This is a genomic window from Bartonella sp. CL434QHHD, from assembly GCF_042195145.1.
Classification (GTDB): domain Bacteria; phylum Pseudomonadota; class Alphaproteobacteria; order Rhizobiales; family Rhizobiaceae; genus Bartonella.
This window is the reverse complement of sequence record NZ_JBHINT010000059.1, coordinates 1-23,851: the sequence shown is the minus strand read 5'-3', so window position 1 is coordinate 23,851 and position 23,851 is coordinate 1. Positions and strand designations below refer to the sequence as shown.

The 23,851-nt window shown below is 37.6% G+C and carries 21 protein-coding genes, 3 tRNA genes and 3 pseudogenes; 14 read left to right on the top strand and 13 right to left on the bottom strand.

From position 1 onward, the window contains the following. The 4 genes and pseudogenes from ACFILN_RS09075 to rpsL form a co-directional block, all read right to left on the bottom strand. Positions 1-80 (bottom strand): annotated as a pseudogene (locus ACFILN_RS09075) (elongation factor Tu); the annotation flags it as partial. Between the two features lie 62 nt (positions 81-142). Further along, positions 143-2,227, bottom strand: a complete 2,085-nt coding sequence (gene fusA / locus ACFILN_RS09070; protein WP_273791453.1) for an elongation factor G — start codon at positions 2,225-2,227, stop codon at positions 143-145. A 23-nt stretch (positions 2,228-2,250) separates the two neighbouring features. Further along, on the bottom strand, positions 2,251-2,721 hold the full coding sequence (rpsG, locus tag ACFILN_RS09065) for a 30S ribosomal protein S7 (RefSeq protein ID WP_273791452.1): 471 nt from the start codon (positions 2,719-2,721) through the stop codon (positions 2,251-2,253). A gap of 18 nt (positions 2,722-2,739) precedes the next feature. Further along, positions 2,740-3,111 carry a 30S ribosomal protein S12 gene (rpsL, locus tag ACFILN_RS09060; RefSeq protein ID WP_005773262.1) on the bottom strand — a complete coding sequence of 124 codons (372 nt, stop codon included), beginning with the start codon at positions 3,109-3,111 and terminating at the stop codon, positions 2,740-2,742. A gap of 492 nt (positions 3,112-3,603) precedes the next feature. Between rpsL and xth the strand changes: the two genes are divergently transcribed. The 5 genes from xth to ACFILN_RS09035 all read left to right on the top strand — a co-directional run bounded on the left by xth (position 3,604) and on the right by ACFILN_RS09035 (position 7,788). Next, entirely contained in the window at positions 3,604-4,386 is a 783-nt protein-coding gene (xth, locus tag ACFILN_RS09055; RefSeq protein ID WP_375671359.1) for an exodeoxyribonuclease III, read from the top strand. 125 nt (positions 4,387-4,511) lie between these two features. After that, positions 4,512-5,417, top strand: coding sequence for a transporter substrate-binding domain-containing protein (locus ACFILN_RS09050; protein WP_375654578.1), 906 nt, complete (start codon positions 4,512-4,514; stop codon positions 5,415-5,417). A gap of 141 nt (positions 5,418-5,558) precedes the next feature. Then, positions 5,559-6,311, top strand: coding sequence for an amino acid ABC transporter permease (locus ACFILN_RS09045; protein WP_273791449.1), 753 nt, complete (start codon positions 5,559-5,561; stop codon positions 6,309-6,311). A gap of 2 nt (positions 6,312-6,313) precedes the next feature. Further along, the gene (locus tag ACFILN_RS09040; protein ID WP_273791448.1) at positions 6,314-7,030 is read left to right on the top strand and encodes an amino acid ABC transporter permease; all 717 of its coding nucleotides are present in this window, start codon (positions 6,314-6,316) and stop codon (positions 7,028-7,030) included. A gap of 11 nt (positions 7,031-7,041) precedes the next feature. Next, the gene (locus ACFILN_RS09035) at positions 7,042-7,788 is read left to right on the top strand and encodes an amino acid ABC transporter ATP-binding protein (protein WP_273791447.1); all 747 of its coding nucleotides are present in this window, start codon (positions 7,042-7,044) and stop codon (positions 7,786-7,788) included. Positions 7,789-7,890: 102 nt separating this feature from the next. Here ACFILN_RS09035 and ACFILN_RS09030 read toward each other — a convergent pair whose 3' ends face one another. From ACFILN_RS09030 to ACFILN_RS09005, 6 genes are all read right to left on the bottom strand, one after another. Next, the gene (locus ACFILN_RS09030) at positions 7,891-8,682 is read right to left on the bottom strand and encodes a tetratricopeptide repeat protein (protein ID WP_375671357.1); all 792 of its coding nucleotides are present in this window, start codon (positions 8,680-8,682) and stop codon (positions 7,891-7,893) included. Positions 8,683-9,755: 1,073 nt separating this feature from the next. Then, positions 9,756-12,479 carry a valine--tRNA ligase gene (locus ACFILN_RS09025; protein WP_375671355.1) on the bottom strand — a complete coding sequence of 908 codons (2,724 nt, stop codon included), beginning with the start codon at positions 12,477-12,479 and terminating at the stop codon, positions 9,756-9,758. Between the two features lie 137 nt (positions 12,480-12,616). Continuing rightward, positions 12,617-13,171, bottom strand: a complete 555-nt coding sequence (locus ACFILN_RS09020; protein ID WP_273791444.1) for a DUF2497 domain-containing protein — start codon at positions 13,169-13,171, stop codon at positions 12,617-12,619. A 249-nt stretch (positions 13,172-13,420) separates the two neighbouring features. After that, positions 13,421-14,713: a TolC family outer membrane protein gene (locus ACFILN_RS09015; protein WP_375631475.1), complete on the bottom strand. Its 1,293-nt coding sequence runs from the start codon at positions 14,711-14,713 to the stop codon at positions 13,421-13,423. 66 nt (positions 14,714-14,779) lie between these two features. Then, positions 14,780-15,454, bottom strand: a complete 675-nt coding sequence (locus tag ACFILN_RS09010) for a protein-L-isoaspartate O-methyltransferase (protein ID WP_273791442.1) — start codon at positions 15,452-15,454, stop codon at positions 14,780-14,782. Positions 15,455-15,674: 220 nt separating this feature from the next. Next, positions 15,675-15,748: transfer RNA gene (locus ACFILN_RS09005), tRNA-Cys, on the bottom strand. A 200-nt stretch (positions 15,749-15,948) separates the two neighbouring features. Between ACFILN_RS09005 and ACFILN_RS09000 the strand changes: the two genes are divergently transcribed. After that, positions 15,949-16,023 (top strand) — tRNA-Asn (locus ACFILN_RS09000). A gap of 1,388 nt (positions 16,024-17,411) precedes the next feature. Here ACFILN_RS09000 and ACFILN_RS08995 read toward each other — a convergent pair. The 3 genes from ACFILN_RS08995 to ilvA form a co-directional block, all read right to left on the bottom strand. Next, a complete protein-coding gene (locus ACFILN_RS08995; protein WP_273791441.1) occupies positions 17,412-18,794 on the bottom strand; it encodes a DEAD/DEAH box helicase in 1,383 nt (460 codons plus the stop codon). A 290-nt stretch (positions 18,795-19,084) separates the two neighbouring features. Continuing rightward, positions 19,085-19,615 (bottom strand): hypothetical protein, encoded by a 531-nt coding sequence (locus ACFILN_RS08990; protein ID WP_375631485.1) that lies wholly within the window; start codon positions 19,613-19,615, stop codon positions 19,085-19,087. A 35-nt stretch (positions 19,616-19,650) separates the two neighbouring features. Then, entirely contained in the window at positions 19,651-20,928 is a 1,278-nt protein-coding gene (gene ilvA, locus ACFILN_RS08985; RefSeq protein ID WP_273791440.1) for a threonine ammonia-lyase IlvA, read from the bottom strand. Between the two features lie 147 nt (positions 20,929-21,075). On the opposite strand from ilvA, the gene ACFILN_RS08980 reads away from it, so the two are divergent. The 8 genes and pseudogenes from ACFILN_RS08980 to ACFILN_RS08945 all read left to right on the top strand — a co-directional run bounded on the left by ACFILN_RS08980 (position 21,076) and on the right by ACFILN_RS08945 (position 23,658). After that, positions 21,076-21,161 (top strand) — tRNA-Leu (locus ACFILN_RS08980). Positions 21,162-21,709: 548 nt separating this feature from the next. Then, positions 21,710-21,871 (top strand): hypothetical protein, encoded by a 162-nt coding sequence (locus tag ACFILN_RS08975; RefSeq protein WP_342753378.1) that lies wholly within the window; start codon positions 21,710-21,712, stop codon positions 21,869-21,871. After that, positions 21,868-22,098 carry a hypothetical protein gene (locus ACFILN_RS08970; protein ID WP_375631477.1) on the top strand — a complete coding sequence of 77 codons (231 nt, stop codon included), beginning with the start codon at positions 21,868-21,870 and terminating at the stop codon, positions 22,096-22,098. The genes ACFILN_RS08975 and ACFILN_RS08970 overlap by 4 nt, the downstream gene beginning before the upstream one ends. 30 nt (positions 22,099-22,128) lie before the next feature. Continuing rightward, the gene (locus ACFILN_RS08965; protein ID WP_375631478.1) at positions 22,129-22,458 is read left to right on the top strand and encodes a hypothetical protein; all 330 of its coding nucleotides are present in this window, start codon (positions 22,129-22,131) and stop codon (positions 22,456-22,458) included. A gap of 171 nt (positions 22,459-22,629) precedes the next feature. Next, positions 22,630-22,934 (top strand): annotated as a pseudogene (locus ACFILN_RS08960) (hypothetical protein). Between the two features lie 135 nt (positions 22,935-23,069). After that, entirely contained in the window at positions 23,070-23,192 is a 123-nt protein-coding gene (locus ACFILN_RS08955) for a hypothetical protein (RefSeq protein ID WP_375671353.1), read from the top strand. Between the two features lie 6 nt (positions 23,193-23,198). After that, positions 23,199-23,327 (top strand): hypothetical protein, encoded by a 129-nt coding sequence (locus tag ACFILN_RS08950; RefSeq protein ID WP_375664846.1) that lies wholly within the window; start codon positions 23,199-23,201, stop codon positions 23,325-23,327. After that, positions 23,327-23,658 (top strand): annotated as a pseudogene (locus ACFILN_RS08945) (type II toxin-antitoxin system PemK/MazF family toxin). Before ACFILN_RS08950 ends, ACFILN_RS08945 begins: the two are co-directional and overlap by 1 nt. Positions 23,659-23,851: the final 193 nt, after the last annotated feature.

The following is a 23,851-nucleotide window of genomic DNA, read 5'->3' as shown; positions in this document are numbered from 1 at the left end:
GAGGTCTTCCCATGATCAACGTGACCAATCGTACCAATATTAACATGCGGTTTTGTTCGTTCAAACTTGCTCTTCGCCATTTGAGCTCTCCATTTTCCGTCCAAGCCAAGGACTAAGTTAAAAATTAATTACCAACCTGAAATTACGCGTATTTCTTTTGAATCTCCAAAGCAACAGCCGAAGGTACAGGCTCGTAATGATCAAACTGCATTGTATACTGCGCACGCCCCTGACTCATAGAGCGAAGAGTATTCACATAACCAAACATATTCGCCAAAGGAACCATTGCATTCACAACCGTTGCAATGCCGCGCGCTTCAGTTCCTGAAATCTGTCCCCGACGAGAATTGAGATCACCAATAACATCACCAACATAATCATCTGGTGTAACAACTTCCACCTTCATGATCGGTTCAAGAAGCTGTGCACCAGCCTTCTTTGCCCCATCACGAAAAGCCGCACGAGCCGCAATCTCAAAAGCCAAAACCGAAGAATCAACATCGTGATAACCACCATCAATGAGAGTCGCTTTTACACCAAGCATAGGAAAGCCCGCAAGAGGACCTGACCCCATAACACTCTCAATCCCCTTTTGGACGCCGGGAATATATTCTTTAGGAACAGCACCACCAACAATCTTTGACTCAAAAATAAAGTCATCACCATCATGAGGCTCAAAAACAATTTTCACACGAGCAAATTGACCGGCACCACCCGATTGCTTCTTATGCGTATAATCAATTTCCGCCATTTTAGTAATTGACTCACGATAAGCAACTTGAGGCTGCCCAACATTTGCTTCAACCTTAAACTCACGCCGCATACGGTCAACAATAATATCAAGATGAAGCTCACCCATTCCAGCTATAATAGTCTGACCAGATTCCTCATCCGATTTAACACGAAATGAAGGATCTTCGGCCGCTAGACGGTTAAGAGCAATACCCATTTTTTCTTGATCTGCTTTTGTTTTCGGCTCAATTGCAATCTCAATAACAGGCTCTGGAAATTCCATCCTCTCCAAAATAACAGGCTTCAAAGGATCACAAAGAGTATCCCCTGTTGTCGTCTCCTTAAGTCCTGCAAGAGCAACAATATCACCAGCAAATGCTTCTTCAATATCCTCACGAGAATTTGAATGCATTTGAAGCATACGCCCCAAACGCTCTTTTTTCTTTTTCACAGTATTCTCAAGAGAAATACCTTTCTGAACTTTACCTGAGTAAATACGACAAAACGTCAATGAACCAACAAAAGGATCATTCATAATTTTAAAAGCAAGCATAGATAGCGGAGCATCATCAGAAGATTCGCGTGTCGTCTCAGCCTCAGTCTTTACATCAATACCCTTAATCGCCGGAATATCAACTGGAGAAGGAAGATAGGAAACAACAGCATCCAAAAGTGGCTGCACCCCCTTGTTTTTAAAAGCCGTACCACAAAGAACCGGATGAAACTGAACTTCTACTGTCCCCCTACGAATGAGAGAAACAAGCTGCTCGTTGGTTGGCATAACACCCTCTAAATAAGCCTCTGTCGCTGCTTCATCAACCTCCACAGCCATCTCAATCAATTTCTCGCGATATTCTTCAGCTTTCTCCTTTAAATCAGAGGGAATTTCACTTATCACCGCCGAGGCACCAATAGAACCATCCCACTTTAAAGCCTTCATTTCTACAAGATCAACAACACCTTCAAAGTCATTTTCAGCACCAATCGGCAACTGCAAAACAAGCGCTTTAGCACCCAACCGAGAACCAACCATCTCCACACTACGATAAAAGTCAGCTCCTATTTTGTCCATTTTATTAACAAAAACCATACGAGGCACGCGATATTTCTCAGCTTGCCGCCAAACAGTTTCCGTCTGAGGCTCCACACCAGCATTTGCATCCAACAAAGCTATTGCGCCATCAAGAACACGCAAAGAGCGCTCAACTTCAATCGTAAAATCAACGTGCCCTGGCGTATCAATAATATTAAAGCGACGCTTCCGACCGTCCTGCCCTTCCCAAAACGTCGTTGTCGCAGCAGACGTAATCGTAATACCGCGCTCCTGCTCCTGCTCCATCCAATCCATCGTAGAAGCACCATCATGGGTCTCGCCAATTTTATGATTCTTACCGGTATAGAACAGAATACGTTCAGTCATCGTAGTCTTACCAGCATCAATATGCGCCATAATACCAAAATTACGATAATCTTCAATTTTATATTCGCGAGCCATTATATTTGCCTTGTTTAAAACTTCTACCAGCGATAGTGAGAAAAAGCACGATTAGCTTCAGCCATACGATGAACATCTTCACGCTTTTTCACGGCAGAACCACGATTATTAGCCGCATCCATCAATTCACCAGATAAACGCTCAACCATCGTCGTTTCATTTCGACCACGCGCCGCCGCAATCAACCAACGAATAGCAAGAGCCTGACGACGATCAGGACGAACATCAATCGGAACTTGATAAGTAGCACCACCAACACGGCGTGAACGAACCTCAATATGAGGAGCAACATTCTCTAAGGCCCGATGAAATAGAGCCACAGGATCTGTTTTTACTCTTTTTTCTACAGAATCGAGTGCACCATAAACAATACGCTCTGCAACTGATTTTTTACCATCAAACATAATGGCATTCATAAATTTCATAATAACCAAATCACCAAATTTTGGATCTGGATTAATCTCACGCTTTTCTGCTCTATGACGACGGGACATTGGCTTTGTCTCTCAATATTATTTTGGACGCTTTGCGCCATACTTTGAACGACGCTGTTTACGATTCTTGACACCCTGGGTATCAAGCAAACCACGAATAATGTGATAACGAACTCCTGGCAAATCTTTTACACGACCACCACGAATCATCACAACAGAGTGCTCTTGAAGATTATGTCCCTCTCCAGGAATATAACCAATCACCTCAAATCCATTCGTCAAGCGAATTTTAGCAACTTTACGAAGAGCAGAATTAGGTTTCTTCGGCGTTGTTGTATAAACACGCGTACAAACACCACGCTTCTGCGGATTCGACTGCAGAGCAGGAACCTTATTACGTTTAACTGGCGCCACACGCGGCTTACGAATCAACTGGTTTACGGTAGGCATGCAACCTTCCTCTTTTTGATCTATATTCTTCTCACCCAATCGGGCTTTTCTATTTTCATTTCCATCCACCCCAACAGAATCGGAACAGATATTTAAGTCTACACACAAAATCGGGCACACCTGCAAAAAACAGTTTACCCGACCATAAGCAGAGAAGGCAGTAGCCTTTTGCACTAGGATTTACTTTTAATCTTCTTAACACCTGTGAATAATCTTCCGGTTCATATCCAAAGCACCTGATTACACCCACATCGGCTATATCCATCTCTAATAGCGAGAACACGTACATTCGTCAAGAACTAAACAGCAGAAAGTTTTTAAAAATGAAAATAAATTAAATTTTAAAGCTTTAAATTTGCTTTTACCGCTACTCTTGATAAATCAATTTACCATAAGTAATATCCCCTATAAATAAAAAAGTAGCGATATGACTGTAGTAAAACATAAATGCAGTAAATTGAATTGCATATTTGATATCTAATGATGAGCGCCATGAAAATAGCAACGTGGAATATTGCCGGGATAAAAGCACGACATGAAACATTATGTCAATGGCTGCAGCAAAGCCAGCCGGACATAGTCTGTTTACAGGAAATTAAAAGTATTGATGAAAATTTTCCACGCGATGCAATTGAAAGTTTAGGTTACCATATAGAAACACACGGACAAAAAAGTTTTAATGGCGTTGCGATTCTCTCTAAAAAAACACCAGATGAAGTGATCCGTCGATTACCAGGCAATGATAATGATAAACAAACACGTTACATTGAAGCAGTTTATTCAACAAACAAAGGTGTTGTTCGTGTTGCATCTCTCTATTTGCCAAATGGGAATCCTATTGAGAGTGAAAAATATTCCTATAAGATAGAATGGATGGAAAGATTATATACACATGCAAAATCATTGCTTGCGTATGAAGAACCCCTTATTCTAGCGGGTGATTATAATGTCATCCCCGCTCCATTAGATGCAAAAAAACCTCAAGAATGGTATCACGATGCCTTATTTCTTGGAGAAACAAGAAAAGCATTCCAACGTATTCTTCATTTAGGTTTTTATGATGCTATCCGGAATGTCACCGATACTCCCTCCTTCAGTTTTTGGGATTTTCAAGCAGGTGCTTGGCCTAAGAATAATGGGATTCGCATTGATCATTTATTATTATCACCAGAAGCTGTTGATCAACTAATTTGCGCTCATAGCCAAGCAGAAGTAAGGGGATATCAAAAACCATCCGACCACGTTCCTGTTTGGATTCACCTTAATATCAATTAAGAAAGTACAATCCTCATTTCATGAGACAACAAAAAAAATTCCACTCAAAAATAATAACTATGCTACAGCATATAAACAGTATATCTTAAGCAACTAAAATAAAAATAAATGAATGGAGGACATAAATGAAGAAATCATTGTTAATGCTTATTGCAGCAACGTCCATTGGATTCTCAAGTTTCGCACATGCTGAACATGATACTCTTGAAAAAATAAAACGAACAGGGGAAATTACTTTAGGTGTCCGTGAATCATCTGGTTTAGCCTACGCCCTTGGTAATAATAAATATGTAGGTTTTCATACAGAAATGGCAGAACGGATCATTGATGATATCTCAAAAAAAATTGGTAAACCAATTAAAATTCATTATCTTCCCATCACTTCTCAAAATAGAATTCCTCTCTTAAAAAATAAAACCTATGATTTTGAGTGCGGCTCAACAACACATGATCTTGCCCGCAGTAAAGAAGCAGCATTTGCTTATACGACATACATTGAGGAGGTTCGGATTGCTGTAAAGAAAAATTCTAACATTAAATCTCTTGAGGATTTAAATGGAAAAACAGTTGCAACGACCACCGGTACAACATCTGTTCAACTTATTCGTAAAAATAAACGTGCAAAAAACATTCAGTTTAAAGTTTTAAAGGGGAAAGATCACGGAGATAGTTTTTTGTTATTAGAATCTGGTAAGGCAGATGCTTTTGTCATGGACGCTTCAATTCTTGCTGGACATATTGCTAAATCAAAGAATCCATCTGATTATGTCATTCTTGATACTGTACTTTCAGTCGAACCCATTGCCTGTATGCTCAGATTAAATGACAAAAAATTTGAACAAACAATCAACGATAGTATCGTACGTCAGATTAAAGATGAATCACTGGAAAAGCTTTATAATAAGTGGTTTATGAAACCGATCCCACCTGCTAACACTGTTATGAACCTTCCCTTGTCAAAACAAACAAGATATGCTTGGGATCACCCAAATAATAAACCTCGAGAAAGCTACGCAGAAAAAGATTTATAGAATTTAATAAAGAAGAACCACACTCTTTTGAAATTGAGTGTGGTTTATATTTTAATTCACTTTTTAATAAATTTGGCCTATGTAGATGCGCTTGGTTTATTGCCCTATTTGTGAATGACTAATTTGAGGGAATATCAATTAATGGACTTTTCTTTCCTTTGTAGAGATGACCTTACTCAAACATTGGTAACAGGATGCTTGGGGACTCCCGGCGTGAGCCATACCTATTTAGATACACTTCTCGATGGCTTTAAAAATACGGTTATATTGTCTATCACTTCACTTATATTAGCTGTATTGTGTGGTGTTGTTATAGGAACAATGCGCACTTTACCCAAAACATCCATAACCAATTATATATTTCGCACTATCGGTACTATTTGGGTAGAGATTATGCGTAATATTCCCCTCCTTGTACAAGTGTTTTTGTGGTATTTTGTTGTTCCGAAGATTTATCCACCAGCGATGAAATTTTCCCCCATTCTCTTAATAACATGCGCATTGGGATTCTTTACATCTGCACGCATTGCAGAACAGGTTCGTTCAGGCATTGAAGCGATTCCTTCTGGACAACGCTATGCTGCTATGGCAATGGGGTTTACAACTTATCAAAGTTATCGCTATATTATACTACCACGTGCTATACGTGCAATTATGCCACCTCTTACTTCAGAAGCAATGGGCATTGTGAAAAATTCGTCTATAGCATTCGCCGTTTCAATAAATGAGCTCATGCAATTTCAATACCAAGCAATTGAAGAGGTAAGCCATGTTTACGAAAATTATTTACTTGTTACGGCTCTTTATATTCTAATAGCCTTATTCGTATTCATTGTGATGACAGTCATTGAACAAATACTCAAAATTCCTAATTTTCAAACAAAGGGAAATTGAATATGATGAATTTCATAAGCTCTCAGTTTGGACTTTATTCTCCTTTCAATTTTTCCGACTTTGATTTTTCCTTTTTTACCTTTGATGTATTTCGTTCTTACATTTTATCAGGTTTACTCTTTAGCGTTTTTCTAACTCTTTTTGCAACGGTGTTGGGGTTTGTTTTCGGTACGCTTTTAGCAATGATGCGCCTTTCTTCCATAAAACTTCTTTCTTGGTTTGCAATAGGTTACATAACAGCTATGCGTTCAATACCACTTGTGATGGTTATCTTATGGTTTTTCGTGCTTCTGCCTTTTTTAACCGGTATATCCATCGGTGCAAATAAATCAGCACTCATTACCTTTACCGCATTTGAAACGGCTTATTTTGCTGAGATTATGCGTGCTGGAATCAATTCAGTTCCGCAAGGACAAAAATATGCAGGACAAGCTCTTGGAATGACATATTGGCAAAGTATGTACATTGTCATTCTTCCTCAAGCCTTTAGAGATATGCTTCCAGTCTTTTTAACACAAGTTATTATCCTTTTTCAGGATACAACCCTTGTTTATGCCATCAGTGGTCATAGCCTTTTGAATGGTTTTGATATTGCTGCTAATAATTTTGGTGTAAAGCAAGAAGCTTATATCTTAGCAGCTATTTTCTATTTTGTTATCTGTTTTACACTGTCACAAATAGTTTTGTATTTACAAAAAAAAGTATCCATTATTCGCTAACAGGAAAAAAAATGTCTACTCATATGATCGAAATAAAAAATGTTTCTAATTGGTATGGCGAAATTAAAGTCCTTAAAAACTGTACAACCAACATTAATAAAGGAGAAGTCGTTGTCGTTTGTGGTCCATCAGGCTCCGGAAAGTCAACACTCATTAAAACTATTAACGCTCTCGTCCCTTTTCAAAAAGGTGAAATTTGGATTAATGGAATACCAGTTCATTCAAAAAAAACGAATCTGCCTAAATTGCGAAGTCAGGTAGGAATGGTGTTTCAACACTTCGAGCTTTTTCCCCATTTATCTGTCACAGAAAATTTGACAATTGCACAAATCAAAGTCCTAAAACGAAGCAAAAAAGAAGCACTTGAACGTGGATTGTTATATCTTGAACGCGTTGGACTCATTGAACACAAAGATAAATATCCTGGTCAACTTTCTGGAGGGCAACAACAACGTGTTGCTATTGCACGTGCCTTAACTATGGATCCACTTGTCATGCTTTTTGATGAACCAACATCTGCTCTAGATCCTGAAATGGTAGGTGAAGTACTCGATGTCATGATTAGCTTAGCAGAAGAAGGTATGACGATGATTTGTGTAACCCATGAAATGGGATTTGCACAAAAAGTCTCGGAGCGTGTTATTTTCATAGATCAAGGAACAATTCTTGAAGACTGTTCATCTAAAGAGTTCTTTTCTGATCCGCAAGCAAGAAAACCGAGAACGCAAGAATTTTTGTCTAAAATCCTAAGTCATTAGTCGTTATATTGTCATAAAAAGTTATCTTTACTATGAACTTGTATACAAGGAAACAGAGTTTAATATAAGATGAGAGAATGTAAAAATATTACAATCAGATGTTTAAAAACTGTTATTCTTTAAAATCTCAGCAACCAGTGAAATTGCTGTACGTCTCTCAGATTCATTAAAAAGAGCAAAAGCCTCTTCTTGCAAAGGGTGAATCCAATTTTTGTCTTTTACGTTAGCTTTTTCATAGGCAGCAGTTAACATTGCTGCCCCACGGACAATTTTTCCTTCTTTAAGCAGTATATTTCCAAGCATTTCTTGGGCGGAAGGATTTCCTTTTTTTGCTGAAAGTTGAAACCATCGTGCTACTTGTATAAGATTTTTCTCCCTTCCCTCTCCCTTTAAAAATATTTTTCCTAAATGATACTGAGCTTTAGGATTTCCATAGTTTACCGGAGCCTGCATATAAAGATGAGCAGCATAAGAAGGATCAGGTTTCACAGGTGATTGAGGAATACCTTTTTTTATATATCCCGCAAGTTTAACCAATGCGTCAGAAACATAACTTTCATCCTCTGAACCAAGATCAGCACCTTTTTCAACAATATATGCAAAAAAATTATATGCCTTATAATCATTTTTAGAGACACCATCACCGTTTGCATAGATAGAGCCAAGTTTCCAATTCGCACCAATATGGCCTCTCTTAGCTGCACAACGTAATGCTGCAATAGCCTGATTTATATGCCCATTTTTATAAGCAGACATGCCACATTTTAAAAAATAAAACGAACCATCATTCGCTTCTTGCAAGCTATTGACATCTATTACATAAACATTCGAAAAGAATCCCCCTAAAATCACAACAATCGTGACTTTTTTCCATATCTGAAACCTATTAACCATTTCCCCCCTACCTCAATTTTAATGATTATATCTGTTACGAATTTCTTTGTAGATATTTAAACTCTTTTTCTTAGTAAGAAGCATACGCAATTTTAAAGTAAAAATTTTAAAAGAAAAAACAAATAGATAAAAACCATCCAAAATGTTCGATAAAATTAAGTATCCATTTTTATATATAACAAATTGATTTTTAAATATAAATCATCATTCTATATTTTGTAACACATCCTTTAACATTCTAAGATTTATCGATCTTAAAATTTTATACGTATGAGCAAAAATCGTTCAATAAAATAACGTGCATTAAACAGTAACTTGAGAACGAAGAGAATACATGATGAATGGTAAGCGTTTAAGTATAAAAAACAATACGAAAGATGGATAAATATAATGATGATAATTAACTTATAACTTCACGACTGCATTACCACCTTAAGGAGGAAGTTTTTTGTCTCCGTCAATCTATAAACAATACAGCTTTTTATTTAACGGATTGCACCTAACATCATTTCACATGGGGTTACTTCATACTTTACACACAAGTTCTACCTTAGAATACTCACCACTCATACAAAAAAATACCACATGTGTAATTTTACATACCTTATATTGCTACTCTAAATGATGATATTTTACAGTAATAAAGCAAGAAATTGATTTATAATTATAATTTTCCTTTTTGCATGTTGAATGAGGCCCTCGAATATCGTAAGATTCTCTCATTCCAAACGTGCTCCATGTTAAATCAATCAAAATCATCCGCTTGCACATTACAAGCAGAGAAAGCTATGTGGATAAAAACTCTGTGTAAGAAAGAACTAAAAATGCCTCTTATGAACGGTCTTAAGTGCCAAGGGCTGTCCGGATTGGACAGAATGGTGCCGGCGCTTGTTACTTCACAAGCATAAAGAAGGGAAGCCCAATGGATTTACCGTTATACCATTCATGATCTACGTCGTGGAATAGGCTTGGACGCCTTAAAAGATGTCTCTTTAATGATAAACATAAAACAATGGATTTCAGTAGAGATTTTATGATCGTTCATGAAAAACTAACAAAAGAAAAAGTTGAAATCAATTTAACCGCTCTAAAGCAACAAATATTTTTTTCTGCGCTGCACGCAGTTCTACAACCCTGTTCCGCTCACGCTCAACAATTTCTGCTTTTGCATTTGCTATAAATTTGGGGTTGTTTAACTTAAGCGATATTTTTTCAATATCTTGTTCAATTTTACTGACATCCTTCCTCAAACGAACACGTTCAGCCTCCAAATCAATCAACTGTCCTAATGGTAAACAAAAAACAGCCTCTCCCAAAATCATTTGTGCTGATACTTCCGGAACTTTATCAGAGAAATCAATAACTTCAATACGCGCTAATTTTTTAAGAAGTGCATCATAACGCTTCACACGCTCTCGCGTTACTTCCCCTCCTTCAACAACAATAAGAGGTGCTTGTGTCGCCACTGGAATATTCATTTCAAAACGTACAGACCGAATCCCCGTGACGACATCAATAAGCCAATTAATATCATCAGCAGCTTCTTCATCTATCAATGTTTCCTCTGGCCATTTTGTCAATGCGAGCATATCCTCACGCTTGATGGCTTGCGTTTCTGTAAGAGACCACAACTCTTCCGTCATATAAGGCATAAAAGGATGAAGAAGTTTATAAACTTCATCTAAAACCCAAGCAGTACAAGCTTGAGCCTCATTTTTAGCATCTTCATTTTCCCCCTGAAAAATAGGTTTGAGAAGCTCCAAATACCAATCACATAATGTATTCCAAATGAAACGGTAAAGAGTGGCAGCTGACTCATTAAATTTATAGTGTTCAATACCAGTCGTAACTGCTGAAATTGTTTTAGATAACTCTGTTAAAATCCAACGATTAAGCGCCAGTTTTGCTTGTTCTGGTTTAAAAGCTGGATCATGCTTCACACCATTCATCTGTGCAAATCGGGTAGCATTCCACAATTTCGTAGCAAAATTACGATAACCAGCAATACGGGAAACATCAAGTTTTACATCACGACCTTGTGCTGCCATAATAGCTAAAGTAAATCGAAGTGCATCAGCACTATATTGATCAATAAGCTCTAAGGGATCAATAATATTTCCCTTTGATTTTGACATCTTTGCGCCCTTTTGATCCCGCACAAGAGCATGCACATAAACCGTTGGGAAAGGAACGTCACCCATAAAGTGAAGTCCCATCATCATCATACGAGCAACCCAGAAAAAAATAATATCAAATCCTGTCACAGATAAAGATGTTGGGTAAAAAGTAGATAATTCAGTCGTTTTATTTGGCCATCCTAATGTTGAAAAAGGCCAAAGAGCTGATGAAAACCACGTATCTAAAACATCCGGATCACGGATTAAGTCAACAACCTCACCATAATGAGCAAAAGCTGAATCTAAAGCCTCTTTTTCACTTTTTTCAACAAAAACCGTTCCATCAGGACCATACCAAGCAGGAATCTGATGTCCCCACCATAATTGGCGAGAAATGCACCAAGGTTGAATATTCTGCATCCAATTGAAGTAAGTCTTTTTCCAGTTATCGGGAACAAACTGCGTTTTTCCTTGTTGAACAGCCTCTATCGCTGGCTTTGCTAATTCAGCAGCATGAACATACCATTGATCTGTCAAAAAAGGCTCAATAGGGACACCACTGCGATCTCCATGAGGAACCATATGGGTATGATCATCAACAGAAGCTAAATATCCCTGTTCTTCCATCAAAGAAATAATCTTCTGGCGAGCAACAAAACGATCAGATTTATCGAGATTTTCTACTAACATTTTTAATTCATCTGATAAAATCAAACCATCGAAAAATGCTTCATTTTTACGAAGAAAAATTTCGGCTTTTTGGGTAAAAATATTGATCAAGCGTAAATGATTACGCTGTCCTACTTCAAAGTCATTAAAGTCATGAGCTGGTGTGATTTTTACAGCACCACTTCCAGCCTCAGGATCAGCATGGCTATCACCCACAATTAATAACCTACGACCAACAAGCGGCAAAAGAGCATTTTTACCGATAAGATTTTTATAACGCTCATCTTCAGGATTAACAGCAATTCCTGTATCACCAAGCATTGTTTCTGGTCGTGTTGTCGCCACTGTTATAAAAGTTGTAGCATCATTTGGATCAAAAGTTTTACCTTCAAGTGGATATCTAAAGTGCCACAAATGTCCTTGAACTTCTTTTTGCTCAACTTCAAGATCTGAAATAGCTGTCAACAATTTAGGATCCCAATTAACGAGACGCTTATCCCTATATATCAACCCTTGCTTATAAAGCGTGACAAAGACTTCACGAACCGCCTGCGACAACCCCTCATCCATTGTAAACCGCTCACGCGACCAATCACATGAAACCCCAAGGCGACGCAACTGGTTTGCAATAACGCCTCCAGTTTCATAACGCCATTCCCAAATACGCTCAATAAACTTTTCTCTCCCCATTTCTTGACGCGTTGGCTCTTGACGTTCTGCAAGTTGACGCTCCACAACCATTTGTGTAGCAATCCCAGCATGATCCATACCAGGCTGCCACAACACATTTTTGCCACGCATCCGCTGAAATCTAACTATTATATCTTGAATTGTCGTATTGAGCGCATGCCCCATATGAAGTGAGCCTGTAACATTAGGAGGTGGAAGCATAACGCAAAAAGGTTCTGCATCGCTTTTAGAACCAGCTCCCGCTTTAAAAGCCCCACGAGTCTCCCATCTCTTTGCAACCCGTTGCTCTATAGAGGAAGCATCATAGTTTTTTTCTAACATTCTATCCATCCATAACGCCGCTGAAAAACACAATATATGATCAAAACCTGATCAGAATCTCGTGAATCTCAGCCATTCACTAGAGAGCTCGCAAAATCGCAAACAAAATCCCCATAAAATGAAAAACATAAAAATAATTAAGACGATTTTTTAATCGCCTTCACAATCTCTTCACGCAAAATATCTTCCAGCAAAATAGGCAATTTAGACTGTAACCATTCTGCTATAGCCGGACGCAACACATCCTTTGCAATCTTTTCTGCAGAAGAAATACAATATGCAGACAATTCCACATGACCATCCCTTCCTGCATCTGACTGTGATTTCCTTATCTCATCTTCATATTCTTTTGCTTTATAAACAGAATTCCGTTCTTCAGAAGAAAGCTTCATCTTTTGCATATCCATACCAACTGTATTATTTTCTGCCTCTATATCCTCTTTCTCTTGCGTTATCTTCCCCCCTTGATTTTCAGATGAAAGACCAATACGATCAGCTAAAGCTTTCATAGCATCATCAACCGATAAGGCTGTATCATAAATACTCTCTGATGCAACTTCTGAAGCATTCACTGCAACATCTTCATTTAAAAAGTGATCAGATTGAACCGCATTTTCTTCGATTATTTCACGAATAGATGTTAAAATTTCATCCATACTTGGCTCACGTAACACGCTTGAACTCTGTACCATACTTTACAACCTCTCAAAGACGCAACAACAAATAGAATCATATTTTCAGTGTATGCAAAAGAATTATAAGATCAACATGCCTCCCACGATATTTTCAAATATGCTTGTCATAAAGAGGGCGCTACACACAGTTTTCTACACTTTATAAAGATAATATCTCGCCGCAATATTTTTTAACATATTCAACTGTTGATTTACTAATCTTTTAAAAACTAAAATAATTTAAGATTAAAGAGATATTTTTATACATTATCGGATATATTTAATTGTTTTTAAACCTAAATAACTTGCAGTCAATTTACCAATAGAAGATTGAACACTATAGCTCGCCACAACAGCATTACGCTCCGCCATTGCAAGCGCAATCTGAGCATTAATCAATAGAGTACGAGAATTTAAAACATCCAGCGTCGTTGCTTGCCCTACGCGATTTTCTTGAACACGACCTTTCAGAGCAATTTCAGCAGCACGAACACTTTCACGGTAAGCAATAACAGATGAGCGTGCACCCTCCAACTGAAACCAAGCAGAAGTCAGTGCTTGCCTCGTATTACTATGCGCCAAATCGAGTTGAAGCTGCGCCTGTCCAAGCTGTTCCCTTGATTGGCGAATTTGCGCAGACGTACGCCCTCCTTCAAAGATTGGGACACTTACTGACAATCCTACAGATTTAGAAACGCCATCTTCTCCAACCCCGCTGTAGATTCGATTATAAGATGCTGTTGCAGAAAAATCAACTTTAGGGAGCAATGCCCCTTCTTTCGCCTTTACATTATAAGCACTCGCATCAACTAAATATTTAGCATAAAGGATTGCTGGATGCATCACAACACTCATTTGGTAAGCCATATCAAGGTTGACGGGAAAATCTTTGGCTATGGGTGGGCGTTTTAACTTTTCAGGATCAGAACCAATAACTTGTCGATACACTGCCTCTGCTGCTTTTACATCAGCACGAGCAAGACTCAGCTCTGAAACCGCCACGGAACGTGCAGCTTGAGCTTGAGCAAGATCAACATGCCCTCCTTCACCCACATCAAATTTTGCTTTATTGGAACGAACGTGTTCCTCAAGAGCTGCCAAATTTTCTCTCCGAAGATCCGCAACACGACGTGCGTGATAGACATTAGCATAAGCGGTCACCACCTCTAGAAACGTATTTTGTTCAACATTACGAAGATATTCACGCTGAGCCTGCAACTTAACTTGAGCTGAAGAAAAGATATTTTGCGTGATAAAACCATCAAATAATCTTTGATTTAATCTCACTCCTATAGATCCAGAAGTGACATAAGGACCTGTAAAAGACTTATTCCGCCCATAGTTCCCAACCCCCTCAACTTGTGGCAATAACCCTGATCGCGCAATGACAACATCATCACTGGATATACGCACAGCTGCACGTTCACTATTCAACTTAGCATTATATTTATAAGCCTTAGAAAAGGCATCCATCAATGTTTCAGCACAAACAGTCTCTGATAGTAAAACACTCAACACCAGTAATAAACATGCCTGAAACTTCTTGTTTATTCTAAACATAATACACACAATAACAAACCCCAAATAAATTACAAAATTATCTTTTATTCACAAAACAAACAAGCACTAAAACACAAAACCAGGTGTTTTGAAAAAACAAGGAAGAGGCTTTACAGCGAGATTAAAAGCACGACGAGCCGAGATGATCCCATCTTCTTTTATATAGATTTGTGCAACAGCAGCATTTCCATACCCTTCAACCACAACAAGACGTCCACAGTCTTTCATTTGATCAAAGATACCCTGAGGAATAAAATCAACAGATCCCTCAATGAAAATCACATCATAAGGTCCCTCAACAGCATATCCTTGCTCTAATGGACCATGAACGACAACCACATTATCACATTGATTACGTTCTAAAGCTTCAAGAGCACGTTCAAAGAGAGATTTATTACTTTCCAGCGCAATCACAGACCCTGCAAGTTTTGCAAGCAACGCTGCACAATAACCACTATTTGCACCAATATCTAAAACAACATCTGATGATTTTAAAGCGGCAAGCTGTAGTAATTTCGCTAGAGATGCAGGTTTCATCAAATAGCGTGCAGGAACCCCATCTTGCTCTGGACATAGAACAATATCGGTATCAAGATAACTTAACACTTTCATATCTTCCGATACAAAATCTTCACGAGACACCGTTAAAAAGGCTTCAAGAACTGATAAATCCGTTACATCGACTGTACGAATTTGATTGTCAACCATTTTGCGACGAAGCTCAGCAAAATCTGCAACCATAACGAATATTTTCTCCTAACCTACAAAAAACAAACCAAACAGCGACAATAAGGGATAAAGATCTCTTAAACTATGGGCATTACAAAAAAGGATGCTACAGTCAACAATTAGATTTTAACTGTATAATCTCTCATACAAAAGTGTCTTCACAAGAATAGAGGGAAATAATCTATTTTCCTATACCTCATCTCCCTTAAAAGCCGTTTCGTTTAAAATCGGCTGGAGGCCTCGCCCGGAATCGAACCGGGATACAAGGATTTGCAGTCCTCTGCGTAACCATTCCGCCACGAGGCCTCGTCAACAAACATAAAGGTTTCAATAAGGGAAGGCAACGCATCCGTCAAGGTGTAGAAATCTTCTCTCGCCTTTTTTCCTCTTATTACACAATTTATCATATTTTTTAAAAAAAAGTAATTTTATCCTTTGCAAATCAGTATTGCTTTGCTATAGCCTTTTCAAGCTATAGCCTTTTCAATTAAATGATTGGGCACCGTTCCCCGGTAGCTCAGCGGTAGAGCAACCGGCTGTTAACCGGTTGGTCGCTGGTTCGAATCCGGCCCGGGGAGCCACTTTTCTTTTATTCTACGTAATTTGTTGTTTTTTCTAAAGTTTTTAGACATGAGGGATTCGTTAATAAAAGTAATGGAATAGGATTTTTGCAATGAAGTAGAAACGCAATATCCTACCGGATGTATTTTTTGCAATGAACGCAAAAAGCAATTGATTCATTTTAAAATAGCACAAATAAGATTACTTTTTTCAAACTACCGCGCCTTTATAAGAGAACACAGCAATTATTTGCATATTATAAATTACGATTTCTTTCATCAGAGATGAATTATTAAGCTCCATCAGCAATGAATCGGTCTCATATATTTTTTTCCAAAGAAAGAATGATTTGTACTCAATAAAGGAATTAAACTTAAAAGCCTGCTCATGAAGCAATCATTTTGAAAAATGAAAGAAACAACAATCAAGGTCATATATTATCTCCATACACCCCACATAACCTCCTCCCCATCCTAAAAGCAAAAAACATAAAACAAGTCTGTAAACACTCCGACGTCTTATCTAACAGGTTGTTCCTCCTGCTAACCACTTCAACGCTTTACAAACAACCTTGCCTTGGATATTCATGACACTGTCATAAAACATTTAATGCATAAAGTTTTGTAGACTTTATATCCTCCCAAACTAATAGTGTTTTACAGTAAAAACAAAGATAACGAGCTAAATTGTTGAGAATCCTGAGAAAGCCTTCAGAAATCATGACATTCTCGCTATTGTATTATGCAGTCACACGCTTTTTTAAAGAGATATCTCTTAAATCCCCCAAGTCTCTTTCACAGTGACTCCCGTAAATGGTAAAAATGAAATCGATTGATCAGCCCCATCTTTATTTATAATAAAAGCCATACCATCATACTATTTTCCAACTCTCAATCTTAGCAACCCCCTTGCCTTTGAAAGAGTTTATAAGAATCATTTTATTTATTTCTCAAATGTCCATTTATACAATAATTTCACATATAACGTGCAAGTGAATACTTTTGATTGATCCGCATAAATAGCTTCAAAATGAAAAAAATTTCACGATATAATGAACTATTCAATATATAAAACAGTGAGTTATTATTAGACATCAATTTTTAAAATTAAAAGTCATCATTAAAGATAAAACACATCCTATATAAAAATAATTTTATATAAATAAAATCTACTTTTATTCCCATTTTAAAAAATGGGAATAAAGCAAATAAATAATTGCCTCTTACAATAATGATTTTTTAAAGATTTTCAAATAAATCAAAACAGTTAGAGGTTTTCATTTCTAAAAAATGAAAACCTCTAAAGGGTCTTCTTACTTTGACAAGAGTATTTTATAGCTCTTTTCAATTGAGAATAAATCAACAAAAGTAAAAAATCTCCTGTACATGATCTTTTTTCAAGACTTTATCTAAGCAGCCTTCTTAACTGATTTCCGAAAACGAAAAGTCTTTGCACGCTTTGCCACCGCTTTTGCTTTTTTATGCCTCTCATTTTGAGGTGAAGAATTCTTCCGCTGCAACTGTGCGGTATCATCTTTTCGACCTAAAAACTGTTTTTGACGTTTAGATTTTTTAAAACGGCGTTCCTTATCGTTTTCGTTTTCTTTACTTTCTCGCACAATTGGCTTTTCTGGAAACGCTGCAAATTGTTCTGGAACAGCCTCAGCCACCAATTTCATACGAATCAAGCGCTCTATAGCACGCAAGCGGGACCTTTCTATCTTCTCATCAAAAAGCGTAAGTGCTACACCAGATGCGCCATTACGTCCTGTACGACCAATACGATGTACATAACTTTCAGCTTCATCTGGTAAGTCGTAATTAATAACGTGACTTATCCCTGGTATATCAATACCGCGTGCAGCAATATCTGTTGCCACTAGGATCTGCACAGATCTTTCACGAAAAGCTTTTAAAGCAGACTGGCGAGCACCTTGTGATTTATTTCCATGAATTGTTGCGACTAAATATCCTATCTTTTCTAAACTACGTGTGACAGCATCTGCCCCATGTTTAGTTCGAGTAAAAACAATAACCGAATCAAAAGCTGGATTTGTCAAAAGTTTACTTAAAACATTCTTTTTTTCATTCGTAGGAACACAATATAATTTTTGGCAAATCTCTACAGCCGTAGTACCTTGAGGAACAACTTCAATTTTAACCGGATCATTGAGTAAACATTTTGCAAGCACAGCAATTTCCCTCGGCATTGTTGCAGAAAAGAGTGCTGTCTGACGCTCTTGATGCAAAAGCTTTGCAATTTGCTTAACATCATGAATAAACCCCATATCCAACATACGATCTGCTTCATCCAAAATCAAAAAACGAGATTGGGAAAGATCAACACACTTTTCACGAACAAGATCTCTCAAACGCCCTGGAGTCGCTATCAAAACATCCACACCTGCTTCCATACGTTTAATTTGTTTTAAACGTGATACGCCCCCAAAAATAAGACATGTTGAAAGATGTGCTCCTTTCGCCACAGTACGGATCGTTTCATCAATCTGAACAGCAAGTTCACGCGTTGGAGCTAAAATCAAAGCGCGTGCAGTTTTAGGACAGCGTTTATCACCCAAAGCCAAAATCTGACTTAAAATAGGTAAACCAAATGCCAAGGTTTTTCCAGAGCCTGTCTGAGCAACACCTAAAATATCGTGTCCTTTCAACATCACTGGAATAGCTTGTTCTTGTATAGGTTTAGGTTTACTCATCCCAGCAATGAGTAAATTTTTAATCAAAAGAGTAGGTAAACCTAACTTTGTAAAAACATTTTCTTCTTTTATAGGCAAAATAAAATCTTTCCTTAGCTGAAGAACTCAAAAGAAGTAACCATCTGAACTCTTCACTCAAGAATCCGCGCAAGAGAAATCCCTGACATTTTAAATGAAGCAACGCCTAAAAAGCGGCTTGCGCAACTTATGAACACCTTGAAATCAAGATAAAGGCGTATAAACTTCACTTTACAAAAAGCCAACAAACCAGCCTAAATGCCTTCATCTCTATTATCTTTGGATTATGATAAAAAAGCAAGAACTTTACGAAATACATTTATCATGAATAAAAACAATATTTAGATCGTTTACTTTTTGATGATTGTGTCTATCGGTAAATGTACCTTGATAAAATCAGGATAAATCTCGAGAAAAACTGGATTTTGTAAAGTTTTTTGACCGCCATAAATTAAATACCATTGGTTTTTATCAAAAATCGCCAAAGTTTTATATTGAATGATGCGATCCTTCATATCAAGAACTGTTGGAATTAAAGCATACAAAGTACCATTATCAGTTTGTAAATACTCTATATTTTCTTTATCTAAATAATAAGCACCAGAAGGCAAACCCTCAAATTTCCTATGCAACTGTTGAAGAAAATCACTACGTAAAGCACTCTCTGTTGTATTCAATCGATGTGCCATCTCTTTATAAAGCCGCTCAGGCATATAACGAGAAATAGGCATAAAATCCCCATTTTTTATAGCATTATTGACATCAACAACGACTCTTGAAAGTTCAGCTTTTTGTACTATCGTTGGCTGAGATGCTAAACTCTGTTGATTAACAATCAAAAAGAAAAATAGACTCAGAACCGAATAAAAAATAGGTTTCATCATTATACTTCTTGTTTTAGTAAAATTTCAGTTTCTCAAATAACAAAATCAAATAACGTTTGATCATCAGTAATATCACGATAACGCCAACCTAACGTTTGAAATTTTTCCTCTAAAAGACAAAAATTACCGTATTTTTTTGTTTCAATCGCAACCAATACAGAACCAAAGTTTCTCGCTGATTTTTTAAGATATTCAAAACGCACAATATCATCATCTGGTGATAATGTGGAAAGAAAATGACGCAATGCACCAGGATGTTGCGGAAAACTAAAAATAAAATATTTTCTCAACCCTTGGAAACGTAAAGAACGCTCTTTAATTTCTGGCAAACGCTCAAAATCAAAATTACCTCCTGAAATAACGAGAAGAATTTTTTTCCCCTTTAACTCTTGAGGAGGAATACTGTTAAGCGCATCAATCGATAAAGCACCAGCCGGTTCAAGAACCACACCTTCCACATTAAGCATTTCAACCATCGTAGAACAAACGCGGTTTTCAGGAACCGTAATGACAGAATCAGCGGGAAATTTCTTTAGAATTGTATAGTTTAGTGCACCAATTTCAGCCACAGCAGCACCATCTACAAAAGTGTCAATGCTTTCAAGCTTAACGCGTTTTCCACTCTCCAAACAAGCAAGCAAACTTGCAGCTCTTTGCGGCTCAACAAAACGAATCTTTGTTTTCCAACCATATTCATGTAAAAACTTACTCACTCCACTTGCCAAACCACCACCCCCTACCGGCACAATCATCAAATCTGGCTCACTTTCTCCATTGAGTTTTTTCCATTGTAAAGCAGCTTCACAAAGCACTGTTGCCTGCCCTGTAATAATGCGAATATCATCGAAAGGTGGAGCCATTACACCACCGCTCTCCACGACAAAGGATTGCGCAGCTTCATAACATTGATCAAATGTTTCACCAATCAAACGAATATCAATGAATTCTTTGCCAAAAATACGTGTTTTTTCAATTTTTTGTTGTGGCGTTGTCATGGGCATGAAAATCACGCCTTTACGTTTAAAATAACGACAAACAAAAGAAACCCCTTGCGCGTGATTCCCCGCTGAAGCGCAAACAAATGCAGAATCTGGTGATATACAGCTAAGCATTTCTGAAACAAAATTGAAAGCACCACGAATCTTATAAGACCGCACCGGTGTTAAATCTTCACGCTTTAAATAAATTTCTGCATCATACTTTTGACTAAGAAAATCATTTCTTTGAAGTGGTGTTTCAGCAAACACGTGATGCAATCCCACCATAGCTTTTGTGACGTCTTGAATAAATTGACTCATAACACTAATCATTTCATACTTTATTTACATTATAAAAGCTTTTTCTATCGATAAAGGAAACTATTGTCAGTCAAAATTTCACTAAAAAAATGAAAAATGTTTCTTTTGTCATTAATTCTTGATTCAATAAAAGATATAGCTTATGAGAGAACTCACATCGCGGACGTGATGAAAACGGTAAACATAGCAGACTTAAAATCTGCCGGTCGAAGACCTTGCGGGTTCAAGTCCCGCCGTCCGCACCATTGTATCTTAATCTCTCTTATTTTCCAATGATTTATTAAAAATCAACAAAAATTAAAGCACCTTCTAAACCACCTTTCGCAACTTTATTATAACGCTATCAGACGGTACAGCGATGATGCTAAAATACGAATCATTGCTGCTTTTTGAGGTACCTTTTTAGCACGTTGACCTCCTCCTTGTCTTTTAGGATGGAGAGGCAGTTAATCTTGATCTCCTCATCCTTGAGGATGAAGAAATGAGTCGTGTTTTTAACGTTAAGCAGCTTTCACAACAGAGCTTGGTAAAATTCGCTTAGCTTCTGTTGTAACTGATTTGTAATGCTTAAGCTCTTCTTCGAGGTCATTTGCATCTAACAAACGCCTTATAATCAACCCTAATATTTCTCCAACACCAGCAGCACATTCACACTCTTAACAGGAGTAAGATAATATGAAGAAAAGCGAAATGGGTTAGAAATGACCGTGGCTGTCGTATCCCTGATGATTTCGAATCTGTTTATGATTTCGCAATCAAAGAGGGTTTGCCTCCAAAGCGTGTGAAAGTCGAAATGGCAAAATTTCGAGATTACTGGAAATCTAGAGCACGCAAGGATGCACGCAAAACGGATTGGAAAGCAACGTGGCGCAATTGGGTGCAAAAAGCTATCGAGGATTTAGGGAAAGGAAAAAACTATGGAAAATCACTCTCAAAGGCAAAAAAGCGTTGGTGAACGCATCTCAGACAGCACCCTTGATATCGGGTCTCGAGGTCACTTTAAAACACATTCACGAGATGATAGCTCCGGAGTTTCCTTTGGTTTTGAAGAGTGGCAGTGCATTGACACAACAGCAGGAAACGATTGCCTTAGGTGCTTGTGATCAACTTCACGAATTGTTTTCAATAAAAGCGAGCAAAAAGGACATAGCTAAAGCAATTCGGATGCTTTCGTGTGGTTGAAAAATTTCGCAACAGGCAGATCATGAAGGTATGGCGCTTACCTATGAAATGGTTTTGGAAAGTGTTTCTGCGTGGTCACTGATAAAAACGGTTAAACGGACTTTATGCGATGAGTTAGAAGGTTTATCGGATACGTTTTTTCCAAGCACTCGTGAATTCGTAAGATTATGTCGTGATTTGGAAAATAGTCTTTTGACGAAAGCCAATCTAGTACGCAAGGCTGTTTTGAACACCCGTGAAAAAAGGCTGAAAGAAAAGGCAATGAGAGAGAATTCAAGACCACTCGCGTTGGTTGAAAAGCAAAAGCTTGAAGGGATTTTAAATGGTCTTGGGGGAACATTGAAAAACATTGCAGGTTAGTAAACTAGTGAAAATTGCTGATCGTTTTGTGATTGGATGTGCATTTAAATCGAAAAAATGGCACCGTACAGAGCAATTTAAAGATTTTATGATAAAAAACCTATCCTATAAAACGCTCTGTACGATCAAATTTGAGGCAAATAGACAAATTTGTAAAATTAGGATTAAAGCATATTCATTTTAAAACATCTATTCTTAAAAAACCGTAAACAGCCCATGCGAAAGAGATTTGCTGCAACGGCGCTGGATATGCACTATGGGGGGACGGAGCAGAGGAGTATTTTTACAACCTCTACGAATATGAAGACGGCACAAGAGAGTGTGCAAAGTTTGATGGTGGTCAGTATTACAAAACACCTAAGAATGCGGATTTTAGTACCAAAGCGCAAGTAAAAGCATGGGTTTAGGGTGGTACTATTCCGAAAAACGTTCTCAATTACGAACCTCTTATAGACGAGATAAGCAGAGAGAGATAAAAATATTGACTTTATTCAGAGTATATTGCGTATTGCTCTAAATGCGCTTCTTAAACATTTTACACAAAAGCATAAAAAGCTATTGAATCATGGGCTTTATGTTATATTTTTATATAATATTAGAGAGGGCGTTTTATGCACACAACAAAATTACGTAAAGTTGGAGGATCAGTTATACTCTCTATACCGCCTGCATTGATTGATGTTCTTCATCTTACTGAAAATATGCAAGTGGGTTTGGCTATTGACAATGGATAATTGTTTGTGAAACCACAGATATCGCAAAATTACACTCTTGAAGAATTGTTAGCCCAATGTAATCCTTCAGACGATTTTGCGGATAAAGATGTAGAGTGGTTTGATGCTAAACCTGCTGGCAGAGAGCTCTTGTAATGAAGCGAGGTGAAATTTGGTTTGTATCGCTTGACCCAACTTCTGTTTATGAGAAAAAAGGAACGCGTCCTGTACTGATTGTATCACCGGAGGCGTTTAATCGTTTAACAAAACACCCATTGTTTTGCCCATTACGAGTGGAAAAAATTTTGCTAGAACAGCAGATTTTGCTATTTCATTGGTGGGAACAGAGCTGCATACAACAGGTGTGATACGCTGCGACCAACCGCGTGCTTTAGATATAGTAGCGCGTAATGGAAAAAGAATGGAAACTATTCCATATATAATTATGGATGAAGTCTTAGCAAGGTTATCAACATTTCTTACTTGAATTTTTTCTACACTTTTTTATGTTTAAAAACACCAACTTTAGGTAAAAAGTAAAAAAGCATAAGATCATGATTTTTTCTGTTGACAATCGGCTAATCAATTTTTCACAGAATAAAAATCAATAATTGACTAATGATGTCATTAATTATGACTCAAAAGGAGCCATAATGAAAGCTGTCATCACTAAGCCAATG